The organism is Ramlibacter sp. (genome assembly GCF_035706265.1).
GTDB lineage: Bacteria > Pseudomonadota > Gammaproteobacteria > Burkholderiales > Burkholderiaceae_C > Ramlibacter.
Window position 1 is genome coordinate 1 of record NZ_DASSVG010000726.1, and the last position, 6,731, is coordinate 6,731.

Here is a 6,731-nt window from a genome sequence, read left to right on the forward strand (position 1 = left end):
CGCCTTCAGGCGCTGCCGCACCTCGGCCTCCTCGCCATCGGGCGTGAAGGTGATGCAATCCATCGGGCAGATGTCGACGCAGGCGTCGCATTCGATGCAGGCGCTCTGGTTGAAGACGGTCTGCACGTCGCAGTTGAGGCACCGCTGCGCCTCCTTGAAGGCGACCTTGGCGTCGAAGCCCAGCTCCACCTCCACCCGGATGCTGGCCAGCGCCTTCTCCGCCTGCGCCCATGGCACCTTGAAGCGCTTGTCCAGCGAGGTCGCGTTGTCGTAGCTCCACTCGTGGATGCCCATCTTCTGCGACATCAGGTTGGTCGTCGGCGCGGGGCGCGCGCGCGGATCCTGGCCGCTGAGCAGCAAATCGATCGAGACCGCCGCCTCGTGGCCGTGCGCCACCGCCGTGATGATGTTCTTGGGCCCGAGCGCGGCGTCGCCGCCGAAGAACACGTTGGGCACCGTGGACTGGAAGGTGGCCTGATCCAGCACCGGCAGGCCCCACTTGTCGAATTCGAGCCCGCAGTCGCGCTCGATCCAGGGGAAGGCGTTCTCCTGGCCGACGGCGACCAGCACCTCGTCGCACTCGAAGAAGGCGTCCGGCTCGCCGGTGGGAATCAGGCTGCGGCGGCCCTTCTCGTCGTACTCGGCGCGCACGATCTGGAAGCGCATGCCGGTGAGGCGACCGTGCTCGTGCACGAAGGCCACCGGCACGTGGTAGTTGAGGATCGGGATGCCCTCGTGCATGGCATCCTCCTTCTCCCACGGCGAGGCCTTCATCTCCTCGAAGCCGCTGCGCACGATCACCTTCACGTCGGTGCCGCCCAGGCGGCGGGCGGAACGGCAGCAGTCCATCGCGGTGTTGCCGCCGCCCAGCACGATCACGCGCTTGCCGACGCTGGTGACGTGGCCGAAGGAGACCGAGGCGAGCCAGTCGATGCCGATGTGGATGTGGCTCGCCGCTTCCTGGCGGCCGGGGATGTCGAGGTCGCGCCCGCGCGGGGCGCCGCAGCCGACGAAGATCGCGTCGTAGCCCTGGGCCATCAGCCCCTTCATCGATTCGATGCGCTGGCCGCCGACGAAGCGGGCGCCGAGCTCCAGCACGAAGGCCATCTCCTCGTCGATCACCGACTCGGGCAGGCGGAAGCGCGGGATCTGGGTGCGCATGAAGCCGCCGGGCTTGGGCTCGCCGTCGAACAGCGTGACCTCGTAGCCCAGGGGCGCGAGGTCGCGCGCCACGGTGAGCGACGCGGGGCCGGCGCCGACGCAGGCGATGCGCTTGCCGTTGCGCCGGGGCGCCGGCTGCGGCATGCGCCGCTTGACGTCGTCCTTCAGGTCGGCGGCGACGCGCTTGAGCCGGCAGATGGCCACCGGCTCCGGCTCACCGGCGTTGCTCTTCTCCACCCGGCCGCGCCGGCAGGCCGGTTCGCAGGGCCGGTCGCAGGTGCGACCGAGGATGCCGGGGAAGACGTTGGACACCCAGTTGATCATGTAGGCCTCGCCGTAGCGGCCCTGCGCGATCAGTCGGATGTATTCGGGGACGGGGGTGTGCGCGGGGCAAGCCCACTGGCAATCCACCACCTTGTGGAAATACGCCGGATTGGCGACGTTGGTCGGTTGCAAGAACCCTCCTGGACTGCACGGCCCGCTGCAGGGGCCTCTTTCAGTCTACGCCGCAGGTGCGCAGACCGGCTCTCGGTGGATTCCACTACGAGTCGAAGGGTCTGCAGTTGACGAAGCTCAGGAAAGATCGCTTGGCATCGGAACGCGCACCGGCCGGCCGCCGCGCGTGAGCCACCGGGCGGCGAACATCAGCGCAGTGGCAGCCTCGCCGAAACAGCGGCCCTGCCCCTGGTCCCAGCCGTTCTTCTTCAGGAAGGCGGCCTGTTGCGCCGTCTCCACGCCGCAGGCCACGCAGGCGAGCTTCAGGCGCCGGGCCAGGTCGCCGATCCCGAGCAGCATGCCCTGCGCCGCCGCATCGCGCTCGATGTCGCGCAGGAAGGAGGCATCCGGGATGATCTCGTCGCAGGGCAGCTGGCGCAGGTGGGACACCGAGGCGCTGGCGCCGAAGCGGCCCAGCGCGATGCGCACGCCCTTCTTGCGCAGGCCCGCGATGGCCGCGGCCTCCTTGGCCGGCAGGTTGTCCAGGGCGGAGACCTGCTGCAGTTCGAGCGCGAGGTGGCGCGCCTCCAGCCCGCTTCCGAGCGCGGCGCTGACCATGTACACCAGGTCGCTGGGGCGCATGTTGGCGAGCGAGACCTTGACGGCGATGGGCACCAGCTGCATGCCGGCGCCGCGCCAGTTCTTCATGTGCTTCAGCAGCATCTCGAACAGCCAGCCGCTCAGCACCGCATCCATCTCGGAGCTGCCGGCCAGGTCCATCAGCTCGTCGCCTTCGATGACGCGGCCCGACGCGTGCTTCCAGCGCAGCACGGCCTCCCCCGCCACCACGCGGCCGCTGGAAAGCTCCACCCGCGGCTCGTACAGCAGCTCGATCTCGTCGCGGCTCACCGCGTGGCGCAGCTCCGCGCTGAGGTCCAGCCGGCTCACCGCCATGTCCTTGAACTGCGGCGAGAAGAATTCGTAGCGGTGCGGCCCCGCCAGCTTGGCGTGACGCAGGGCCAGGCCGGCGTTGCGCATCAGCACGTCGGGCTCGGTGCCGTCGTTGGGGAACACCGAGACGCCGATGCTGCAGGTGACGAACAGCTCGGGAAAGCCCGGGCGCTGGAAGTTCACCGTCGAGTCTTCCAGCAGCTTGCTGATGAAGGCCGCGCTGGTGCCGCCTTCCATGGAGGGCACGAGGATCGCGAACTCGTCCCCGTCGAAGCGATAGAGGCTGGGGTTGTGCCGTTCCGAGCTGAGCTCGCCGCCGTGCTCGGTCTGCACGCAGCTGGCGAGGCGCTTGGCCAGTCGCTGCAGCAGCTGGTCGCCCACGCCGCGGCCGAGGGCGTCGTTGATGCGGCCGAGGTTGTCCACGCCGACGTGGATCAGCGCCCCGGGCTGCTCGCTTCCGAGCGCCTCCTCCAGCACCGCCGCCATGTCCTTGCGGTAGCGCTGCTTGTTCGGCAGGCCGGTGAGGCCGTCGTGCTGGCCCAGGAATTCCCGGTAGGCACTGGCGGCCAGGGTGTTGCGGATGCGCAGGGCCAGCTCGCTGGGATCGACCGGCTTGGAGAGGAAGTCCATGGCGCCGAGCGCCAGGGCCTTGATCTTCACCTGCGGGTCGGTGCTGCTCGTGAGCACGATCACGGGGACGTGGCGCAGCACGGCGTCCTCGCGCAGGGCGGCCAGGATGTCGAGGCCGCTCACCTTGGGCATGCTCAGGTCGAGCAGCAGCACGCCCGGCGGCCGCTTGCGCATCATGGGCACGGCGCGCTCGGGCTGGTCGGTGTGCACGAAGTGACGGTAGCCCGCATCGGCGAGGAAGGCTTCCGTCATCTCGATGTTGAGCATCTCGTCGTCGACCATCATGATCAACGCGTCGGACAGCCCGGTCGCGCGGTTGCGCCACGGGTCCTGCTGCGGCGCCAGCGCCCGCAGTTCCTGCAGCGACAGCCGGTCTTCCCCCGGTGCGAACACCGTGGGTTGCGTCGCCTGCATGTCGCGGTCGGAGTCGAAGTCCATCACGTGCCGGCGTTGTCTCGCGCCGTCTTCGATCTTGCTCATGGTTACATTGTGCCCGCGATCAGCCGGCCGCGACTTCGGGCACCTCAAGCTGTGCGGCCATTCGTGCAATGCGTTGCAGAACGCCCGAAGTTGTCTCGGAATCGCCCGCCTTGGCCGCCGCCTCCAGCTCGCGCGCCGGTTCGGTGAAGGCGTCGTAGCCGACCGTGCCGGCGGCGCCGGCCAGCCAGTGGGCAAGCCGCTCCACCTCCGGCAGGTCGCCGGACTCGAAGGCCCCACGGGTGAGATCCATCTGCTGCTGCAGGCGGGCCGCGAACTTGCGCACGATCGGCACCAGCCTGGCGTTGTCGGCGAAGCGCGAACGGATCGGCCCCTCCTCTGGCTCCGCGTCGCTCAGGTCGATGAACACGGAGCTCGGCCCTTCGGCGGGGATCTCCTCCGCCGCACCGCCCAGCGACTGCGCCACCTGCTGCAGCAGGATGTCGATGTCCACGGGCTTAGTGAGGTAGGCGCTGCAGCCGGCCTGCAGCACTTCCTCTTCGTAGCCCTTCATGGCATGCGCGGTCAGCGCCACGACCGGGATCGCCAGGCCGCGGCGACGCAGCTCGCGCGTGGCCGCATAGCCGTCCAGCACCGGCATCTGCATGTCCATCAGCACCAGGTCGTAGCTGCCCGTCGCCAGCTTGTCGAGGGCGACCTGGCCGTTCTCCGCCTCGTCGACCCAGAGGCCCTGCTCGGCCAGCACCAGCGACAGCAGCTCGCGGTTCTCCGGGCCGTCGTCCACCACCAGCACGCGCGCCGAGGGGATGCGCCAGCGGGTGCGGTGCTGCGCGGCGTCGTCGCTGCGGGCCGCCACCTGCACGGCATCGAGCATGCGCACGCCCTCCAGCGGCCCGGTGGCGAAGGTGAACAGCATGCTGGTGCCCACGCCCGGCTGGCTGCTGGCGGTGAGGTCGCCGCCGAGGGCGCGCGCCAGCCGGCGGCTGATCGCCAGCCCGAGGCCGGTGCCACCGTAGCGCCGGCTCGTGGAGGCCTCGGCCTGGGTGAAGGGGTCGAACATCGATTCGACCTTGGCCGGGTCCATGCCGATGCCGGTGTCGTTGACCTCCATGGTGTAGGTCGTGCCGTTGCAGCCCAGGACCACGTCGACCCCGCCCCGCTCCGTGAACTTGACCGCGTTGCTCAGGAGGTTGAGCACCACCTGGCGCACGCGCGCGGGATCGGACTGCACGTGCTCGGGCACCGGCGTGAGCAGCCGCAGCGACAGGCGGATGCCCTTCTCCTGCGCCTTCAGCCCCAGCTCCTGCAGCGCCGCCTGCACCACCTGGTGCGGCGCGCAGGCGATCTTCTCCACCTGCAGCTGGCCGGCCTCCACCTTCGACAGGTCCAGGATGTCGTTGATCAGCCCCAGCAGGTGCTTGCCGCTCTGGTGGATGGTGTCCAGGTAGTGGGAGGACTCGCGCTCGCTCTTGCCGAAGCCGCGTTTCAGCAGTTCGGTGAAGCCCAGGATCGCGTTCATCGGGGTGCGGATCTCGTGGCTCATGTTGGCCAGGAACTCGCTCTTGGCCGGGTTCGCGGCCTCGGCTTCCTCCTTGGCCGCGCGCAGTTCGACCCGGCTCTGTTCCAGCAGCGTGATGTCTTCCAGGCTGATCAGCACGCCGGAGGCCTTGCCGCCGCTGGCCAGCACCGGCGAGCAGTTGACGACGAAGCTGCGCAGCCGCCCCTCGCCGTCCTGCAGCTTCAGGTTCAGGTTGCGCTGCACGGCGGCGGTCTCCAGGGCCACGCGCCATGGCGGCCGGCCGGCGAGCGGCGCCCCTGATTCCTGCAGCCAAGCGATCTCGCCCACCGGACGGCCCATCAGTTGCTCGTTGCTCTTTCCGAGCAGGCGGGTGAGCGCCTCGTTGGCCAGCACGATGTTCTGCTGCTGGTCGATCACCAGCAGGCCCTCGGTGAGCGAGTCCAGCGCGGAGCGCACGCGCCCCGGGATCGCCTGCGAAGGATCGAGGTGGCGCAGCACGCGGCTGAGATAGACGTAGAACGAGGGCACGCACACCAGGCCGGCGAAGGCGAGCAGCAGCACCAGCGGCGTGGACAGGATGCCCAGCAGGCCGCGCGGCACCGTCGGCTCGAAGCGCATCTCGAGCTGGCCCCAGGGCTGGTCGGCCGCGTACAGGGTGACCTGCACCTGCGCGTCCTTCGCATCGTCGGACTCGATCGGGACCCAGTGGCGCGCGTGTTCGCCGATCGCCACCGCCAGCCGGCCGTCGCGCGTGCGCAGGCCGATGGAAAGCAGGTCCGGGTTGCGCTTGTCGATGAAGCGCAGCACGTCCTCCAGCCGGGTGGGATCGCTGCTGCTCAGGAAGGCGGCGCTGCTCGCGGCGACCGATTCGGCCAGTGCGAGCCGGCCCGCGCGCACCGCCTCCTCGCGGTCGGGAATCAGGCCGAAGAAGGAGGCCGCCAGCAGCGCGGTGCTGACGATGGAGGCGAGCCCCAGGCTGATGTAGGTGCGGGTGTCGAACAGCTTCAAGAGAATCCTCGCAGGGGATCGGCGCGTGCCGCTTCGTCCGGCGCCAGGGGCTCGTCGTCCTCCTCGTCCTCTTCCGGAGACCCGTGCGCGCGCCCGAGCACCGGCAGCGGATCGAGCAGGCGCCAGGCCGGCAGCGCGGAGAGATAGCTTCCCAGCAGCACGCCGCCGCGGACGAGCCACAGCACGTAGGCGACCGACACACCCAGCGACAGGCCGGCGACCGAGACGCTCATGGATTTCTCGAGGTCGAACTCCTGGCGCAGTTCGTTGCGCAGCCGGTTCAGCTCCTCGAGGAAGACGCCGGAGCGCAGCGTCTGCTGGAACTGCTCCATGGTGAGGCCGCTGGCGCCGAGGTCGAGGCCGTTGAGCCCCAGGATTCGGAACTCGCCCGCGTCCTGCGGGTTGAAGCCCACCAGCACCAGGTCGCCGGCGAACACCGGGGCCGTGGCCAGCGTGCGCGACGTGCCGGGAATCTCGACGCCGTACAACGGTGCCAGGGCGAATTCGGTCGCGGGCGGCATCAGGACGGGCGGGGGTGCGATGCCGATCAGCGCTTCCTCACCCACCGGCTCGCTGCCGGGGCGTGCGG

4 protein-coding genes are annotated in these 6,731 nt (G+C 69.8%); all 4 read right to left on the reverse strand.

Going from position 1 to position 6,731, the window contains the following annotated elements; translation table 11 throughout:
• On the reverse strand, positions 1–1,617 hold a 1,617-nt coding region (locus tag VFM98_RS25970), incomplete at its 3' end, for an FAD-dependent oxidoreductase (RefSeq protein ID WP_325112777.1).
• Between the two features lie 117 nt (positions 1,618–1,734).
• Entirely contained in the window at positions 1,735–3,657 is a 1,923-nt protein-coding gene (locus VFM98_RS25975; protein ID WP_325112778.1) for a putative bifunctional diguanylate cyclase/phosphodiesterase, read from the reverse strand.
• A gap of 19 nt (positions 3,658–3,676) precedes the next feature.
• Entirely contained in the window at positions 3,677–6,142 is a 2,466-nt protein-coding gene (locus tag VFM98_RS25980; protein ID WP_325112779.1) for a hybrid sensor histidine kinase/response regulator, read from the reverse strand.
• Positions 6,139–6,731: hypothetical protein (locus VFM98_RS25985; RefSeq protein WP_325112780.1), on the reverse strand; the 593-nt coding region annotated here is incomplete at its 5' end. The genes VFM98_RS25980 and VFM98_RS25985, both read right to left, overlap by 4 nt.

What these genes read in the sequence shown, in the direction of transcription:
- VFM98_RS25975 (WP_325112778.1), bottom strand. Translation starts at nt 3,657, where the DNA reads ATGAGCAAGATCGAAGACGGCGCGAGACAACGCCGGCACGTGATGGAC.